The sequence below is a fragment of the Bradyrhizobium sp. CIR48 genome (assembly GCF_014198315.1).
Taxonomy (GTDB): Bacteria; Pseudomonadota; Alphaproteobacteria; order Rhizobiales; family Xanthobacteraceae; genus Bradyrhizobium.
The window spans coordinates 17,535-33,702 of record NZ_JACIHG010000004.1; the positions used below are offsets into that span (position 1 = coordinate 17,535).

At 64.6% G+C, this 16,168-nt stretch carries 13 protein-coding genes and 1 pseudogene; 5 read left to right on the top strand and 9 right to left on the bottom strand.

Translation table 11 applies throughout. From position 1 onward, the window contains the following. Positions 1-64: 64 nt before the first annotated feature. Both GGD66_RS13720 and GGD66_RS13725 read left to right on the top strand, forming a co-directional pair. Positions 65-1,501: an MBOAT family protein gene (locus GGD66_RS13720; protein WP_183258094.1), complete on the top strand. Its 1,437-nt coding sequence runs from the start codon at positions 65-67 to the stop codon at positions 1,499-1,501. Further along, positions 1,501-2,601: a hypothetical protein gene (locus GGD66_RS13725; RefSeq protein ID WP_183258095.1), complete on the top strand. Its 1,101-nt coding sequence runs from the start codon at positions 1,501-1,503 to the stop codon at positions 2,599-2,601. Before GGD66_RS13720 ends, GGD66_RS13725 begins: the two co-directional genes overlap by 1 nt. Before the next feature lie 209 nt (positions 2,602-2,810). Here GGD66_RS13725 and GGD66_RS13730 read toward each other — a convergent pair whose 3' ends face one another. From GGD66_RS13730 to GGD66_RS13740, 3 genes are all read right to left on the bottom strand, one after another. Next, a complete protein-coding gene (locus GGD66_RS13730; protein ID WP_183258096.1) occupies positions 2,811-3,998 on the bottom strand; it encodes an alanine--glyoxylate aminotransferase family protein in 1,188 nt (395 codons plus the stop codon). 106 nt (positions 3,999-4,104) lie between these two features. Continuing rightward, positions 4,105-4,830 carry a thermonuclease family protein gene (locus GGD66_RS13735; RefSeq protein ID WP_179739741.1) on the bottom strand — a complete coding sequence of 242 codons (726 nt, stop codon included), beginning with the start codon at positions 4,828-4,830 and terminating at the stop codon, positions 4,105-4,107. Between the two features lie 236 nt (positions 4,831-5,066). Then, positions 5,067-6,797, bottom strand: a complete 1,731-nt coding sequence (locus GGD66_RS13740) for a hypothetical protein (RefSeq protein WP_183258097.1) — start codon at positions 6,795-6,797, stop codon at positions 5,067-5,069. Positions 6,798-7,220: 423 nt separating this feature from the next. Here GGD66_RS13740 and GGD66_RS13745 point away from each other — a divergent pair, with 423 nt between their 5' ends. Then, entirely contained in the window at positions 7,221-8,069 is an 849-nt protein-coding gene (locus GGD66_RS13745; RefSeq protein ID WP_018321598.1) for a caspase family protein, read from the top strand. A 239-nt stretch (positions 8,070-8,308) separates the two neighbouring features. Here GGD66_RS13745 and GGD66_RS13750 read toward each other — a convergent pair whose 3' ends face one another. The 4 genes from GGD66_RS13750 to GGD66_RS42040 form a co-directional block, all read right to left on the bottom strand. Beyond that, positions 8,309-9,202 (bottom strand): efflux RND transporter periplasmic adaptor subunit, encoded by an 894-nt coding sequence (locus tag GGD66_RS13750; RefSeq protein ID WP_183258098.1) that lies wholly within the window; start codon positions 9,200-9,202, stop codon positions 8,309-8,311. A gap of 254 nt (positions 9,203-9,456) precedes the next feature. Further along, entirely contained in the window at positions 9,457-9,627 is a 171-nt protein-coding gene (locus GGD66_RS13755) for a hypothetical protein (protein WP_018321596.1), read from the bottom strand. A 71-nt stretch (positions 9,628-9,698) separates the two neighbouring features. Next, complete coding sequence (locus tag GGD66_RS13760; RefSeq protein WP_183258099.1) at positions 9,699-10,841, bottom strand: lactonase family protein; 1,143 nt, start codon at positions 10,839-10,841, stop codon at positions 9,699-9,701. Positions 10,842-10,968: 127 nt separating this feature from the next. Beyond that, positions 10,969-11,100: a hypothetical protein gene (locus GGD66_RS42040; RefSeq protein WP_256375113.1), complete on the bottom strand. Its 132-nt coding sequence runs from the start codon at positions 11,098-11,100 to the stop codon at positions 10,969-10,971. Between the two features lie 115 nt (positions 11,101-11,215). Between GGD66_RS42040 and GGD66_RS13765 the strand changes: the two genes are divergently transcribed. Then, positions 11,216-11,644 (top strand): hypothetical protein, encoded by a 429-nt coding sequence (locus GGD66_RS13765; RefSeq protein ID WP_183258383.1) that lies wholly within the window; start codon positions 11,216-11,218, stop codon positions 11,642-11,644. 137 nt (positions 11,645-11,781) lie between these two features. Next, the gene (locus GGD66_RS13770; RefSeq protein WP_183258100.1) at positions 11,782-12,354 is read left to right on the top strand and encodes a hypothetical protein; all 573 of its coding nucleotides are present in this window, start codon (positions 11,782-11,784) and stop codon (positions 12,352-12,354) included. A 64-nt stretch (positions 12,355-12,418) separates the two neighbouring features. Here the strand turns inward: GGD66_RS13770 and GGD66_RS13775 are convergent, their stop codons facing one another. Together GGD66_RS13775 and GGD66_RS42220 are read right to left on the bottom strand one after the other, a co-directional pair. Then, positions 12,419-15,082 carry an EAL domain-containing protein gene (locus GGD66_RS13775; RefSeq protein WP_183258101.1) on the bottom strand — a complete coding sequence of 888 codons (2,664 nt, stop codon included), beginning with the start codon at positions 15,080-15,082 and terminating at the stop codon, positions 12,419-12,421. 249 nt (positions 15,083-15,331) lie between these two features. Continuing rightward, a pseudogene (locus GGD66_RS42220) lies at positions 15,332-16,050 on the bottom strand (hypothetical protein). Positions 16,051-16,168: the final 118 nt, after the last annotated feature.

The window sequence follows — 16,168 nt, forward strand, 5'->3', positions numbered from 1 at the left end:
CCGGGTTGTTGACCGGCCCCTTGTATGCTTTACGGACCAAAATCCCCGCCGCCGGTCCAGCCTGATGCTGTTCAATTCCTACCCGTTCATCCTGCTGTTCCTGCCGGTCGTTCTGGCGGGCTATTTCTGGCTTGGGCGGCGCAGCAATTTCACGCCGGTGATCTGGCTGGCGCTGGCCTCGCTCGCCTTCTATGCCATCGGCAACTGGCAGTTCGTGGCCCTGTTGCTGCTGTCGATCGGCTTCAATTACGGCGTCGGCCATCTCCTGATCGTGGCGAAGCTCGGTTCGTCACACCGAAAGGCGGCGCTCGCACTCGGTGTCGTCGGCGATCTGCTCGTGCTCGGCATCTTCAAATATGCCGGCTTCGCTGCCGAGAACATCAACACGCTGTTCGGCTCGCATCTTGCGGCTCACATCCTGTTGCCGGTCGGCATCTCCTTCTACACCTTCACACAGATTGCCTTCCTGGTGGATGCGTATCGCGGACAGGTCGCGGCCTATGCGTTGCCGCATTACGCGCTGTTCGTGACCTATTTCCCGCATCTGATCGCCGGGCCCATTCTCCACCACAAGGACATGATCCCGCAGTTCGAGCGGAAGGAGACGAAGTATCCGGACGGACATCTGATGCTGTGCGGTGTCATCATCTTCGCCATCGGCCTGTTCAAGAAGACCTGTCTTGCCGACGGCATCCAGCCGCTGGTCGCGCTCGCCTTCGAGGCGCGCTCGCCGAGCTTCGATCAGGCCTGGTGTGGTGCGCTCGCCTACACGTTCCAGCTCTATTTCGACTTCTCCGGCTATTCCGACATGGCGATCGGGATATCGCTGATGTTCGGCATCTTCCTGCCCGTCAATTTCAACTCGCCCTACAAGGCGACCAGCATCGTCGAGTTCTGGCGCCGCTGGCACATGACGCTGTCGCAGTTCCTGCGCGATTATCTCTACATCCCGCTCGGGGGCAACCGCCACGGCCGCGTGCTGCGCTACGTCAATCTGATGATCACGATGCTGCTCGGCGGGCTCTGGCACGGCGCCGCCTGGACTTTTGTCATTTGGGGCGCGCTGCACGGCGCTTATCTCTGTGTCAACCACGCCTTCAACGCGCTGATGCCGAACATCCCATCTGTTCTCACGCGCCCGGCCCGCATCGCCGGAGCAGTGCTGACCTTCCTCGCCGTCGTCGTCGCCTGGGTGTTCTTCCGCGCCGAGAGCGTTGCGTGGGCGCTGCGGGTTCTCCACGCCATGGCCGATCCCTCCAACATCGTCTTCGGCCGCGAGGAGATCGCGGCGCTGGTGCTGATCTCCATCTACGCCGCGCTGGTGTGGCTGGCGCCGAATACGCAAGGCATCCTGGGATACGATCACGCTAACCGCCGGGTCGGCGAGAGCCTGCGGGCAGGGCGCATGCGGCCGCTGTTTCTCTATGGCGCATCGCTGGTACTTGCATTCGGCATCTTGGGCATCCAGAGCCACAGCGAATTCATCTATTTCCGGTTCTGATGCGCGGGCCGTTCACCAGTCTCAAGCGTCTTCTGCTCGCGAGCATCGCATTCGTGCTCGGTGCGGCCTTGCTCACCTACGTCGTCGATCCCCTGCAGCTGTTCCGTCCCTCGCGCTCCGCCTTCTATTCCGACGACACGCGCGTGCAGAATGCCGGTCTGATCCGCAGCCAGTCGTTCGACACCGCCTTCATGGGCACCTCGCTCGCGATCCATTTCCGCCAGAGCGACATCGACCGTGCGCTCGGCGTTCGCTCGCTCAAGCTGGCGATGACCGGCTCCAACTCACGCCAGCAGGCCTTCGTGCTGGAGCAGGCGATCGCGGGCGGCGCAAGGCGCGTGATCTGGGCGATGGACGATTTCATCTTCGTCGATGCGGCCGACATCGAGGCCGATCCCTATCTGTCCGTCGATCTCTATCGCGGGACGGCCAAGGGCATCGCATCCTATCTGTTCAGCGCCGCGATGGCGAAGGAGTCCCTGTTCACGCTGCTGCGGTCGGTCCCGCCGTTGCAAGGGCCGCTGACCCGCGCGGCGCCGTTTCTTCCCGTCAAGTTCGCGTTCGCCGATGTCGACGACATCTACGCGCTGCCGCGGGATTTCGACATTGCTCGCGAGTACAATGCGAGGAGGACGCTCGCCGCCTTCGCCTACATCACGAGCCCGGTGCGCAGCCGTTTTCTCGGCGAAGGCTACGGCTATGACGCCATGGTCAGGCATTTCGAGCGCGATGCCATCGGCCTGATCACGCGCCACCCCGATGTGACCTTCGACATCTACTTCCCGCCCTATTCGATCCTGCAATTCGTTGCAATGCGCGATGCCTCGCCCGAGACGCTGAAGATCGTCACCGATGTCACGGCGGTCGTCGCGCAGCGCCTGACGCAGCTTCCCAACGTGCGCCTGCACGATTTCCGCGCGGTCAAGGCGGTGACGCACGACCTCGAAAATTACGGCGACGTCATCCACCACTCGCCGGTCGTCGATGCGAAGGTGCTGCAGTGGCTGGCGAGCGGGGAGTATCGCGTCGATCCGAAGATGCCGACGGCGTCGCTGGATGAGCTGAAGGCGCAGGTCGAGGCGTATCGTGTCGCGCGCTGATCTTCCCCTCTCCCCCTGTGGGAGAGGGTGGCTCGCCGCGGAGCGGCGAGACGGGTGAGGGGTATCTCTCCGCGAATCGATCTCGAAATTGAGTTTGCGGAGACAACCCCTCATCCGGCGCTTCGCGCCACCTTCTCCCACAACAAGGGGAGAAGGAAGAAAGGAGCGCTGCGTTCGCAGGGACGACAGTGGCGTTTGTGGCTGGCGCCCTACACCGCCACCTCTTCCCCGAGATACGCGACCGCCGCCTCCAGCCCGCCCTTGCCGTGCGGGATCTTCAGCGCGTTGAGGCCGATCTCGATCACCCCGAGCGTGCCGAGCAACATCGGCGCGTTGACATGGCCCATATGGGCGATGCGGAAGGCCTGGCCGGAGAGGTCGCCGATGCCGGTGCCGAGCACCACGCCGCACTTGTCCTTGCAATAGCGTTGCAGCACTGCGGGATCGTGGCCGTTGCTCATGGTGACCGTGGTCACGGTGTTGGAGCGCTCGCTCGCCTCCGCCACGTTGAACCCGAGCACCTGGCCTTCCGACCATGCGCCAACCGCGCGGCGCGCGGCTTCGCCGAGCAGGCTGTGGCGGCGGAAGGCGTTCTCGAGGCCTTCCTCATGCAGCATGTCGATCGCCTTGCGCAAAGCGAACAACAGATGCACCGGCGCGGTGCCGGCGTATTTACGATAATTCTCGGTGCCCTCGCGCTCGCTCCAGCTCCAATAGGGCGTCGACATGTTGGCCTTCTTGTGCACCTCGAGCGCGCGCGCATTGGCGGCGACGAGGCCGAGGCCGGGCGGCGTCATCAGGCCCTTCTGCGAGCCGGACATCGCAACATCGATGCCCCATTTGTCCATCTCGAACGGCATGCAGCCGAGCGAGGCGACCGTGTCGACCATGTACAGCGCCGGATGGCCGCTCGCCTTGATCGCCTTGCCGATCGCCTCGATGTCGTTCTGCACGCCCGAGGCCGTGTCGACCTGGACCACGACGACGGCCTTGATGGTGTGCTCCTTGTCGCGGCGCAGGCGCTCCTCGACCTCGTGCGGCCGCACTGCGCGGCGCCAGTCGCCCTTGAGCACCTCGACCTCGGCGCCCATCAGCGCTGCCGCATTGCCCCAGCCGATCGCAAAGCGCCCGCTCTCCAGCACCAGCACCTTGTCGCCGCGCGACAGCACGTTGCTCAGCGCCGCTTCCCAGGCGCCGTGGCCGTTGGCGATGTAGATGTAGGACTTACCCTTGGTCACAAACAGTTTCGAGATGTCACTGAGCAGGCTCTCGGTCAGGTCGAGCATCTCCTTGGAGTAGATGTCGATCGCCGGACGGTGCATTGCCCGCAGCACCTCGTCGGGCATCGTGGTGGGCCCGGGGATGGCCAGAAATTCCCGGCCCGCGCGAACGGTCATTGCTGTTGGTCCTTGTTGCTTGAGAACGGACTGGTGGGTTTGCTGATTCACGTTTTACGCGCCGTGAACCCCCAAGAAAAGCACGCAAAACGCAGGTCTGGGGCTCTCATCTCTTGGTCTCGCGGCAGCCGGCGGCTTCCGCCTCCTCGACCGAGCAGAACCAGCGAGTGCCCTTGCTGATCTTCATCTTGATCTGGGTGTACCAGCGGCTGGTCGGCTGGTGAAAGATGCACTCGCCGGCGCTGTTGACGTTGCCCTTGATGGTGCAGTCCGGGGAAGGCGCGACCGGTCCCGAGGCCGAGGCGAGCAGCACCGCATGCGCCCCGTCGGGCGGCTTGGTGGCGCCGAGGATGGCGGTCTTCTTGTTGCGGACGCGCCAGTCCCAGGGCGCGATGAAGGCGCCCTGCCACATCCCGGCTTTCGCCTCGCGCGCAGCGGCCTCGTCGGGCTCGTAGTCCTTGGAGATGCGGGTGTAGGCAAGCGCCCAGCCGCTGCGCACCAGCCACTTCTGGATGTCCTCGCCGCCGACCTCGCAGCGCGCCACGGTGCGGCCGCGCCGGTCGATTGAACGGGTGTGGCAGACCCAGCTCTTGCCCTCGGCATATTTGGCGAGCTCGTCGCGCGCCGCGACGCCGCAGGTCCAGCGCTCGCTTTTGGTGTTCAGGCAGAGCTGGTCGACCGCAGGCGCGTCGATGCCGCCGAGCCGGATCCGCGTGTTGCCGATCACGACGGCATCGCCGGCGCGGACCTTGGCCATGCCGGTGATGTCGGTGGCCTCAGCCAGCGAGGGCAGGGCGAGCAAGGACAGCGCAATCAGGATTTTTCGCAGCATGCCGGTCCGCGTGTGATGAAAATCTCGATAGATCGCGCAATTGTGGTCGGCTTTTGGCCGTCGGGCCAGCGTATGCCTAACAGATAGGCTTTCAACTTCCCGTCATTGGTCGAAGGTCCCGTAGGGTGGGCAAAGCGAAAGCGTGCCCACGATGTCTTTCGTGGCGAGAGATCGTGGGCACGGCGCGAAGAGCGCGCCTTTGCCCACCCTACGAGATCTGCGTCCGGGCACGAAACCTACCCCCGCCCCGTCATCGCCCGCTTCGCCACCGCCAGCCCCATCAGCACGAACGCCGACGTCACCTCCGGGCCGCCCACCAAAATCCGCGTCGGCGTCTTCATCTTGTTCCACTCATAGGCGCGGAACGGGCCGCGGCGGCCGCCTTCGCCGAGACCGGCGACAATCACGTTCAGCGCCGGCGCGAAGGCGCGCGGGTCGGCGCCGAGATGGCCGAGCGCGATCAGCGCCAGCGCCGCGTCGAACACGTTCATCTCAGCGGCCATCAGCTCGCCCTTGACGTAGGACAGCACGCGATGGCGGATGAAGTCGAAATCGCCGGCGGGATCGATCGCGGCCTGCGCGGCCAGCGGCAGTGCCAGGAACGCCGCATAGCAGCGGCCGAAATAGGCGCTGTAGAGCTCGGGCAGATAGTAAATGTGCGAGCGCGGATTGGCGAAGGCGCCGCTCGCCGCCAGCCGCTTCTGGAAGCCGATGATGCGATGCACCGTGGCGAGCCGCGACGGCGTCTCCAGGACTTTCCAGCGCGCGAGGTTGCGAAAGCTCACCTCGAGAATGTCGAGATTGAGCGTCGGATCGAGATCGTTGCCATAGGGACGCTCGCCCTTGAGGTTGTCGATCCAGGTCGCGACGCCGCCCTCATAGTCGATATTGTCGTTGAGCGGCACGGTCACGCGCGGTTCGTTGACGCCGGCGCGCACCTGGTAGCCGGCGTAGAAATCCAGCAGCGGCTGGTCGATGATCTCATCAAGGCAGCCGGCCTGCGTCGCGGCCGAGATCGAGCACGCCGTGGTGTCGCAATCCGGCACGTAGACGCCGAAGCCGAGATCCTGCTTGATCTGCGCGAAGTAACGCGAAAAGCGCGGATGCGGCGGAGGCGCCAAGGCGGTGACGACGTTGAAGCGCGCGCCGTCGATGCCCTCGACCTCCTCGCGGCTGATGTTGACGCAAAAATTCACCATGTCGGCGATGGCGCGTTCGGCCGCAATCTTGTCGGCCTGGGAGGCGAGCCCGGTCTCGCCATAGCTGAGCAGCGCCTCGATGAAGAACGCATCGTAATAGGCCGAGCGGTGGCGGATCTGAACCGGTTCCCACATCGGCTCGGCGACCCCTCGCCAGGGCGGATTGACGACGGCCCGGGCTGGCGAGCGCGCGATGAAGACGCGGGCGAGGTTGAACAGCAGCGAGGAATTCTTGTAGCCGCGCGCGTTGAGGCCCGTGAGCGCCATGGTCAGCTCGCGGCCGCGAAAATCGGGATCGCCAATCAGGTTGAAGGCGGCGTAGGTCGGCAGGAAGCCGTTCTTGCGGTAGGAGCCGAGCAGATGCTGCGCGCAGTCGCGGATCACGCCGTCGATCTGCGACTCTGGCGGCGCGGAGCCGGTGAACATGGCCGGCGGCGGCTTGGGGTGGTCGAGCGCGATGCTGTCGACGAGATCGGCGACCGGCTGGCCGACCGCCGCCCAATCGGGCTCGGCCTCGTCGCGGGCGCGAACCAGCGCTTGGCGCAGCGCCGTCAGCCTGGCCTCGTCGCGCAGCTCGGGCAGCCCGGCCCGCCGCAGCAGCACCCGCAACGCGGGATTGCCGAGCGCGGTCTTGTAGAATTTGGCCAGATGCGGATCGCCGCTGGCCGTAACAGACAATACGGGGTCGCACACATCGTAAAGCGAGGGGCCGTCCTTCCGGGCGGTCAGCGCCCGGCAGGCGGCGCCGGCAAAATAATGAAGGCTCATGAAATACCTGGTCGCGGGGCCTTGGTCGGGGGCCGGCACACTCCCATCTGCGCGCCGCCCCCTTGCCAAGTCGTTGAAAAGGCTACCCGGATTCGCAGGAAATACAAATGTGATGGAGGTCACGGAAAAAGCCGGCACGAAGGCTGCATGATCGAGGCTCGAAATGGGGTGCCAGGGGGCAAAAACGCACAAATCTGGCTTGGAGAATTAACGAACATCTTCAGTCGCTTAGCTCAATTTTTGGGCAATCTATTGCCGGGGAGGCGATATCCGGTTAAGGGTTTGTTTGGTGCGGCGCCGCAAATTGCGCGCAATTCGGGGGCACATCCCCGGCCAATCCCTCAAACCTAAAGACGCTATCGCGCTACTCAAACAGTGTGCGCGCGCTTGGCTGGTCTTTGGCACTGACAGGAATGAAGCGAGATGAATGTTAGGCAGCTCGACATTTCCCGACGCACGATCGCGTTGGCCGCGGCCCTCATCGGCACGGTGTCGCTCGTGATCGGCGCCCATGCTGCTCTGAACATGCGCGCGATCGACGCCGCCAAGGCCGTCTCGACCGACCAGATCACGGGCTCGATCGCCCAGACCTCGCGCCTCGCCCTCGTCATCGGCAATGGACATTATCCCGACGCCAGCGCGCCGCTGACGCAGTCTATCAACGACGCCCGCGCGCTCTCCTCGTCCCTGCGCAAGAACGGTTTTGACGTCGACATGGTGGAAGACGCGACCAAGGACGACATGGTCCGCGCCGTCAATCGCCTGAAGTCCCGGATCAAGCGCGACACCGTCGTCATGCTGTTCTTCGGCGGCTACGGCGTGCAGGCGGGACGCGAGAGCTACATGCTGCCGGTCGATGCGGTGATCTGGAAGGAAAGCGACGTCCGCCGCCAGGGCGTCTCGATCGACGGCGTGATCGACATGATGAAGGAGCAGGGCGCCAAGGCCAAGCTCGTCGTCGTCGATGCCTCTCGCCGTAACCCTTACGAGCGTCGCTTCCGCTCCTACAGCCACGGCCTCGCGCCGATCAACGCGTCCGACAATGCGCTGATCCTGTCCTCGGCTTCGCCCGGCAAGGTCGTCGACGACGGCAAGGGCGAGCACAGCGTGCTGGTCAGCGAGTTCCTGAACAACCTCAGTGCAAAGGGCAGCGCCGAAAGCGTCTTCAACAAGACCCGCGTCGCCATCTCCCGCGCCAGCGAAGGCGACCAGGTCCCGACCGTGTCCTCCTCGCTGCTCGAAGACGTCCATTTCGGCGAAGCCGGCGGCTAGTTCGCGGCACTTCGTAGGGTGGATTAGCCGAAGGCGTAATCCACCACTTCTCTCTCGTCATCTTGGAAAGCAAAGAGGTGGGTTACGCCTTCGGCTAACCCACCCTACGAGATGCGTGCTTTAGCGCGCATCTGCCCCCACATCGTCATTGCGAGCGCAGCGAAGCAATCCAGAATCCCTCCGCGAAAAGATTCTGGATTGCTTCGTCGCAAGAGCTCCTCGCAATGACGGCTGAGAGACTACTTCGCCGCTTCAGCGGTCGCCATCGCCGGGCGCACGGGGTCGCCTTCGCGCAGCAGCGCGCCGGCGCGGGCGACGACGACATCGCCGTCGTTGAGGCCGTCGCGGACCTCGATATTGCCGCCCGACATCAATCCGACCTCGACACGCTTGGTCTCGACCCGGTTGCGGCGGATCACCTGCACCACGGTGCCGGCGGATGAATATTGCACGGCGGTCAGCGGCACCGCGACGTTGCAGCTCTGCCCGGTCTTGATCAGCGCGCGTCCGCTCGCCTTCAGCAGCAGACGCTTCTGCGAGGAGATGCCGATATAGACCATGCCCTGCTGGATGTTCGGCTCCACGGTCGGGCCGATGCGGCGCACCTTGCCGTCGATGTCGCCGGCGCCGGCGATCCGCACGGTCGCCGGCTGATTGACCGCGAGCTTGCGCATATCGGTGGTCGCCACCAGACCGACGAGATCGTATTCGCTGCGCGCCACGATCGTGAACAGCGCCTCGCCCTTGGCCGAGGCCAAATTGCCGATCTGGGCGGTCGACGTCGCGATCACGCCCGCCACCGGCGCCGTGACCTGCAGGGTGCCGCCCTCGGGCAGCGCCAGCCGCGCCAGCACCTGGCCGGCGGTGGTGGTGTCGCCGGCTTCCGCCAGCACGTCGGTGACCTTGAGGCCCGGCCGCTCGGGCCGCACCGACGTTTCCTCCCGCGCGATGATCGTGCCGGTGGCCTCGACGATGTCGGAGAAGCAGGACTTTGCGACTTTCAGCACCGTGACCGCCGGCCCCTTGGGCGCGTCGTCATCGGCGGCTCGGGCCGGATAGGGACCGAGGATGAGCATGCCGGCGACGGCTGCGGGACACAGGCTTCGAATGACGGCACGAGGCAAATGACACATCGGAAATTCCACGGGTTCTATGCCTCCAATCGATAGCAGATGGCAGGACTGCGGACTACGGCAGCGTTGTCCCAAAAAGGAAGGCCACGCCACCGCGGGCCGACGCAGCAAGTCTTTGATTAGTCGCGGGATTGGAGAACAGGTTCGCATTTCCCGGGCGGTGCGCCGCGGGTCGGCACTATTCCAAAGTGCCGTCGATCACGGTCCTCTCATCGGTCAACGGCACAGGTCGCGGCGCGGGCGTAAACGGCCCGTCAGCCGCGGCGCTCACCCAGCAGCTTGCCGTTGGCCCGGTCGATCAAATGCAGGCGCGTGCAGGCCGGACAGGACACCGACACATGCGTGCGGTCGGCCGGCTCGTCGCCGAGCCGATGCTGCACGTTCATGCCGGTCTGCGGGCATTTGAAGACGATCTGACGGTCCATGACCGATGATATGACGACAAGGCGCGCTTTCCGAAATTACGGATGATTACGTAGGTCGGCGGCGGCGCCCCTCACGGCAGGTTCAGGAACTCCACCCAGTTCGGCTTCTTGCCGGTGGGGTAGGATTTCAGCTTGGCCAGCGCGCCGCTGCCCTGGTCGATCGCATAGACCGTCATGCTGTCGGAGAGCTCGCCGACCGCGGCGAGGTAGCGCCCCGTCGGATCGATGTGGAAGCCGCGCGGCTGCTTCTCGGTCGGCACGCTGCCGATCGTGGTCAGCTTGCCGCTGGCCGCATCGACCTTGTAGGCGGTGAGCGTGTTGGTGGTGCGCTCGGAGGCGTAGAGGAAGCGGCCGTCCGGAGTGATGTGGATGTCGGCGGCCCAAGGCTTCTTAGCAGACTCTTTTCCGTTAAAGCCCTCCGGCAGTGCGGTGGTGCGCTGGATCTCGTCCCAGGCGCCGCTCCTGGCCTCGTAGGTGAACGCGGCGACGTCGCCGTTCAACTCGTGGATCAGATAGACGAACTTACCATTGGGATGGAATACGAAGTGCCGCGGGCCCGATTTCTCCGGCACCTTGTGGGCTGGCGGATCGCTCGGCGTCAGCGTACCGGCCGTGGCATCGAACGCGAAGGCCAGCACCTGGTCGGAGCCGAGATTGGTCGCGAACGCGAAGCGGTTGTCGGGTGAGGGCAGGAAGGCGTGCGCGTTCAGCCCGGTCGGGATCACCTGTTTCGGCTCGCCGGCGACACCGTTGGCGGAAAGCGGATTCAGCGCGACCTTGTTGCCGCCATAGGAGGCGCTGAACAGGAACTTGCCGCTGCGGTCGATCGCGATATTGGCCATGCTGTCTGCGAGCGGCCCGTTGCCGATATGGCTGAGCTGGCCCGTCTTGGGATCAATTGCAAAGCTCACCGCGAGGTACGGCTGCGAGCGGACACCGGCGATCAGCACGCGGTGGTCGGGCGTGATCGCGAGCGGCGTCGACGAGCCGGGCTTGTCGACGCCCTTGAAGGCGGCCGTCTGCACCGGAATCATCTCGCCGCTCTCGGTCATCTTGAACACGCTGATGTCGTTGCTGTCGGCGTTGCCGACATAGGCGAAGGTCTCGGCCATGCCGGCGTGGACTCCAGAAATGAGAGTGAGGGCTGCGAACAGGGCGGTGGCGATTGCAGCGCGTGGCACTTTGGATGCGTTGCGTCGGGTCGGTCTCAACATGGGCTCCTCCTGAGGGCCGGTCGCGGCCTTGTCGTTTTGCCGGCGAGGATAGCGGGCGGCGCACCGCCGCACCAAATTCCAGTTGGGATTGATCGATGCCGAAATTGTATCGGTCGCCGGGGAGGGACTACCGCATCGCCGCGGTCCGGGAGGGCAGATGCGGGCTGGATGGATGCGCGGGTGGTCCGAGCACGGCCCAGACCGCGACCGCAACCAGAGCGGACGTCAGGATGGTCCAGGCGATGAGCCGTTTCCGCATCTGGTCGAATCCGTCGCTGTCATGAAGTCGCGGGGCACCCGGAATCGTGCACTGCAAACCGCGGCAATCCTATGAACTCGTTCACAGGCGAAAACGGCGGGCGCAAGGCGAACCAATGCCGCGCGAGCGCATTGAACCGGCATGCCCCGTGAAAACGATCTCGAAGGTAAGCCCGACATGGGCGGCAAGCATGGCGGTCAAGCCGGCCAGCCCAAGTCGCCGCCGCGCCCACACCAAGGCGAACACGATGAGGACGTCGTGGCAAAGCGCCACACCGGCCAAACCGATCACGCCTCGCCGCCGACCAAATCAAAATAGCGCCTCGCCGCGCGGCCGTGCCGCGCCGCGCGTCGGGAACGGCGGCATCGCTGTGCCGTTACCCGGTCCCGCGGGCGTGACAGATCAAAACGGAGGCTGGCTCGTGTTTTGGATTTATTGGAACACCGCCTGGTCGCTGATCATCAGCGGCATCATGGTCGCCACCATCGTCAGCCACCACGACGCAGAGTTCGTCGAGATCACCGCGGCAAAACAGAAGCTCTGAGCCCGCGCCAGGAGTCGTCGGCGATGACCGCCTGTGACCCTTTGCGGACGCCTTGAAGCCTTGTCTCGATTGGCTTGTTCAGCTTCAATCGCCGGCGCCGGCTTTGGTCCGGCTTGGATGTGCCAGGGAGAAATTGAATGAGCCCATCCGCACCCATCAGCGCCGCCGACGCGATCAGCACGTACGTCTTTGCAAAGGATGGCAATCGACCGCAGATGATGAGGGACGCCTTTGCCTCAGACTGCGAATTGGAGATGGTCGTAAAGACCGACGCCATCTCATTCCCAAGCTCCGCAAAAGGGTTGGAGCAAGTTACCGAAGTACTGGTGACGAGCTTCGGCGATCAATACCAGAACGTCCGGACTTTTTGCCTCTCCCGTCCGACCTCACAGCAGCTACCGCGTTTCCGTTGCGATTGGCTCGTCGGGATGTCGGCAAGGCAAGGTGGTGCGGTTCGCGTCGGCTGCGGACGCTATGACTGGCGCTTCGGTTCCGGCCATGACGGCCGCGTCGAGAAGCTCGCGATCGAAATCGAAGTCATGAGTGTACTTCCAGCCGAGATGTCGAAGCCGATCATGCAATGGCTCGCGGCCTTGCCGTATCCCTGGTGTTCAAGCGCCCAGGCCTGCGAGAGTATTCCAGCCATTGACGCCTTAGAGCCGATCAAGCACTTCCTCACGGTAACGAGCGAGGCAAACCAGCAACCATGAGTTTGTTGAGCAGGGGTGCGGCTCATCAAGTCCGGATTTGGCCTTAAAGCCAGACGTTGCGCCGCTAAGCCGCAACCGCCTGCGTCGCCAGCAGCTGCTTCAATTTCGCCGCCGGCACCGCCGGGCTGAACAGCCAGCCCTGCATCTGGCTGCAGCCGAGCTGGCGCAGCACCTCGCGCTGGGCTTCGGTCTCGACGCCTTCGGCGGTCGTCGCCATGTGGCGCGCGGCGGCCATGTGCACCACGGCCTGCACGATCGGCGAGGAATCTTCGGACTGACCGATGTCGCTGATGAAGCTGCGGTCGATCTTGATCTTGTCGAACGGGAAGCGGTGCAGATAGCTCAGCGACGAATAGCCGGTGCCGAAATCGTCGAGCGCGATACGCACGCCGAGCTCGCGCAGCTGCTGCAGGATCGTCAGCGCCTCCTCGTCGTCGCGGATCAGCACGGTCTCGGTGATCTCGAGCTCGAGCCGGCTTGGTGCAAGTCCGGACTCCGCGATGGCCGCCGCGACCTTCAGCGCCAGCGTCCGCGAGCGGAACTGCACCGGCGAGACGTTGACGGCGATGTGGATCTGGCCGGGCCAGGACGCGGCCTCACGGCAGGCCTGCTTCAGCACCCACTCGCCGATCTCCCCGATCAGTCCGGTGTCTTCGGCGACGGGAATGAAGTCCGCGGGCGAGACCATGCCGCGCTCGGGATGACGCCAGCGCAGCAGCGCTTCGCAGCCGGTCACGACATTGGCCGCGAGATCGACCAGCGGCTGGTAGTGCACCTCGAACTCGCCGCGAGCCAGCGCCTGACGCAGATCGAGCTCGAGCTGACGGCGCAGCCTCGCCTTGGCGTCGTATTCCGGCGTGAAGATGCGGTAGGTGCGGCGCCCCTCCGACTTCGCCGCATACATCGCAAGATCGGCGCGCTTGAGCAGGTCGTCGAGATTGTCGCCGTGGTCGGGCGCGATCGCGATGCCGATGCTGGCATCGGTCGGGATGTCCTGGCCCTTGCAGTCCACCGGCGCGCGCAGCGCCTTGAGGATATCTTCCGCCAGCGCCGACAGCTCGGCCGGATCACGAGTACCGGCCTTGACGATGGCAAACTCGTCGCCGCCGAGCCGCGCGACGAGGTCGTTGCCGGAAACGCAGGCGCGCAGCCGGTTCGCCACCTGCCGCAGCAACTCGTCGCCGACCTCGTGTCCGAGCGAATCGTTGACGCCCTTGAACTCATCGACGTCGATATAGAGGATGGCGAACGGCTTGCCTTGGCTGAGCTCGGCGACGCGCCGCTCCAGATGGCCTCGCAGCAGCACGCGGTTGGGCAGGTCGGTCAGCGCGTCGTAATGCGCCATATGCGCGATGCGCTCGTCGGCGCGGATGCGCGCGGTGACGTCGTCGTGGGTCGCGAGCCAGCCGCCGGCGGCGCCGGGCTGGTTCTTGATCTCGACCAGGCGGCCATCCGCGGTCTCCACGATGGCGCTCTGGGTGCGCCCGATATGGCTCAGAATGTCGTCGCAATAGGTCTCGACGTCGCCGTGGAACGAGCCAGTGTCGTGGCGGTGCCGGATCACGTCACGGAAAGTGGCGCCGGGCTTCACCACCTCGGGGGACAAGCCGTACATCTCGATGTAGCGCCGGTTGCAGACGATCAGCCGCTCGTCCTGATCGAACATCAGGAGTCCTTGCGTCATCGTGTTCATCGCGGTGTCGAGCCGCTGTTTCTCCAGCGAGAGCCGGTGCGTCACCTGGCGGAAGATCAGGAACAGCGTGAGCACCAGCAGGCTGATCGACAGCACGGCGATGGTGACGAAGAATTTCGTTTGCGTGCGCCAGGTCGCAAGCGTCGCATCCAGCGACTTGGTCGCGACCACGACCAGCGGCTCGCCGGCGAGCAGGCGCGAGGCGACGATGCGGTCCTTGCCGTCGATCGGGCTGGCGAGCTGCATGGAGACGAAGGTGCGGTCGAACACCGCCATCTGCTCCGGCGTGCCCTTGCGAAAGTTCTGCCCGATCATCGCATCGACACGCGGAACGCGCGCCAGCAATTGGCCGTTCTGGTGGTGCATCGCGATCGAGGATTCCTCGCCGAGCCCGGTCGAGGCGAAGAAGGATTCGAGCTGCTCGGGCGCGATCGCGCGCGAGACCACCCCAAGGAATTCGCCATGCGGGCCGGACACGCGCCGCGCGAACACGATCGCCGGTCCGTTGCCGATCCGGCCGTGCACCACCTCCACGTCCTCCTGCGCAGTCGGATCGTTCTTGAGGCGGTTGAAGTAGCCGCGGTCCGCGACCGAGACGTCGGCGACCGGCCAGCGCCGCGACGAGTTGATCAGCATGCCCCTGGCATCGAACACATTGGCGCCGGCAACGTCGGTCCAGCCGCTGGCTTTCGCACGCAGCACCTCGTGCATGGCGAGCGTGCCCATCTCGCTGCGGAAGACGTCGGCGGATTCGATGCCGCGGCTCTCGAGCTCGGTGATGATGCTCTTCTGCAGCACCGCGAAATCCTCGAACTCGCGGTCGAAATGCCGGGCCAGCAGGCGCACGGTGTTTTCAAGGCTGTCGCGGCCGCTCTCGATCGCATTCTGCCGGAAGCGGTCGACGGTCAGCGCGGTGCCGATTGCGGTCGCGGCCATCAGCACGAAGCCGCCGACGATCAGCCATGTCAGTGGCGCTCCCCGCCAGCGACGGAGCAGCGCGCGCATGCGCGCGGTCCATCGGATCGATGTGCCCATGCAGCCCTCCCGTGGGATGCAAGGTGCAGCAAAACCGACAAGACCCCGTTACCAGCGAAGGTTAGGGAACTATGAATCGGAACGGAATCAGTGGGTTGGTTCCATCGATCGCGGAAGCTCCCGTAGGGTGGGCAAAGGCGCGCTCTTCGCGCGCCGTGCCCACGACCCCTATCCGCATCGTCCAACGTGATCGGTGGGCACGCTACGCTTTGCCCACCCTACGAAACTACGAGATTGCGAGACCACCATTCACCGCTTGATCTCCCAGTTCAGCGCTTCCGCGTTGCCCTTGGCGAACATCTTGGGGACATCGAACCGGCCGGTCTTGAGGTCATAGCGGCATTTCCAGTCCGCGAGCCCTTTCACGGCGACGTTCTTCGGATGCTTGTCCATTTCGCCCGACAGCGAGATCAGCAGGTAGCGGTTGTCGGGCCAGTCAACGCCGAGCCAGCGATAGGCAGTTTCGGTGCCCTTCATCAGATTGGCCGAGATATGGTAGTCGAGCTTCATCTTCTTCGTGTCGGCACGGCTGTGGAAATAGGCCCAGGCGAGATCGCTGAGTGATTGTTTCGTCGCGCTGACGAAGGCGCCGTTCTCGACATGATAGAGAACAGATCCTGCGAGCCTGAGCCGGTCTTCTGCATCCGCACCAGCCATTGCGAGTCGCTGGTGAAGCGGAAGCCCGCGCCGTAGCCCTGCTCCGGCTTCAGCTCCGTCATCTGGTCGCCGCGTCGCGCCCAGACCTGCCATTTGACGCCGAACAGGTCTTCACTGTCCTTCATGTATTGCTCGAGCCTGGTGGCACCGTCGGGCGAGGTGAAGGCGAGGTCGGCATTGTCGGTGAGGACGAAGCCCGGCGGCGGGCCGGAGGCTGCGAGCGCCGGGGAAGCTGTGAGCGTCAGGGCAAGCGCCAGCCCGAGGGCTAGACCGAGCGCCAGATTTGGGGCGAAACGGCAAAATGTGGTCACGGGAAAATTCCTCAAAAAAATGCCGCGATGCGGTCTCGCGTGATTTGACGCCGGCGGGGTGGCACCGGTTCATCCCTGAGTGCGGGGACGGCGGTCTCATCCCATCGACCGTCTTGCT